The following is a 1,132-nucleotide window of genomic DNA, read 5'->3' on the forward strand; positions in this document are numbered from 1 at the left end:
ATGTCAAGTGTTTTAGGGGGCACTACAGGAGTTACTAACTCTGGTGCAACCATCATGACCTATGATCTAATCTTTAAAAACTGCTAATAAAAATCAGTACTATGGAAAATGCCCTTGGGGGCCCCCGCGTGAGTGGGGGAGGCCACCAGCAAAAAATTCAGACTTCACAAAATTAGGGTTAGGGTTAACGTTAGTTAGAGTTAGTTAGGGTTCGTCATCACGTGTCACGTGACTTATCGCTCTTGTAAACACCGCCCGGCGGGAGTATCCCCCGAGGCTAGTATTACTTACAAGAGCGACGTCTACCGTCCACCCGAGTCTCCCTAGGGGTGCTCGCCACCCCTATAAAAAGAAAAAAAAAAGAAATATTCTTTCCCAAAATGGTAATGTTTAACAGACCTTCATTGAAAGCAGCAGCCGCTACTATTCTTGCTGCAAGTAACTATGGTACCTCAACCAGTACAAAAACTGCACGCAGTCGTACCCAAACTCAAACAATCACTAAAAGAAAAAAGAAGATGGGCCGTTCTAATACTCTCAAGAAAAAGATGCTCGCCATCAAGCCCGCATTTCACGATAGTGTGCAAGATAGTGATCTTGCTGTTGCGCATAAGCACAACACAATTTACACCTTTTCACCTACTCAGGCCATCACTCAAGGAACTGGCAATGATGGACGTATTGGAGATAAAATCTATCTTGAGGCACTCAAGTTCAAAGGGGTCTACCATTCTGACGCTGCTACGGGTGCTTATACCCTGCGCCTCCTTATAGGTTATAGTTCTGAGGAATATAACGCCGCCACAGGCTTTGTGTCCGGGGCTGCCATTGCTGACTTCTTCCTTCCAAACACAGGGTCCACCTTCCGCACCAGCTCTATTGTCAATCCAAAGGCCTTCACAACTATTTATGATAGCACTATCGAAGTTAATTCGAACATTGCTAATACTCAAGAAATTAAAAATTTCGAGGATGCTATCCAACTCCAAAAGGATTTTTCATATCAATCATCTGCATCTCAATATGGTAAATCCATGAACTTATATGTTGTCATTATGTCAAGTGTTTTAGGGGGCACTACAGGAGTTACTAACTCTGGTGCAACCATCATGACCTATGATCTAATCTTTAA

1 protein-coding gene is annotated in these 1,132 nt (G+C 43.4%); it reads left to right on the forward strand.

All coding sequences use genetic code 11. The annotated features are described in order from the left end of the window. Positions 1-329: 329 nt before the first annotated feature. Positions 330-1,132, forward strand: an 803-nt coding sequence (locus JQ600_RS36640; protein WP_212490452.1) for a hypothetical protein, incomplete at its 3' end; no start/stop codon positions are given.

The organism is Bradyrhizobium sp. AUGA SZCCT0176 (assembly GCF_018130145.1).
Taxonomy (GTDB): Bacteria; Pseudomonadota; Alphaproteobacteria; order Rhizobiales; family Xanthobacteraceae; genus Bradyrhizobium.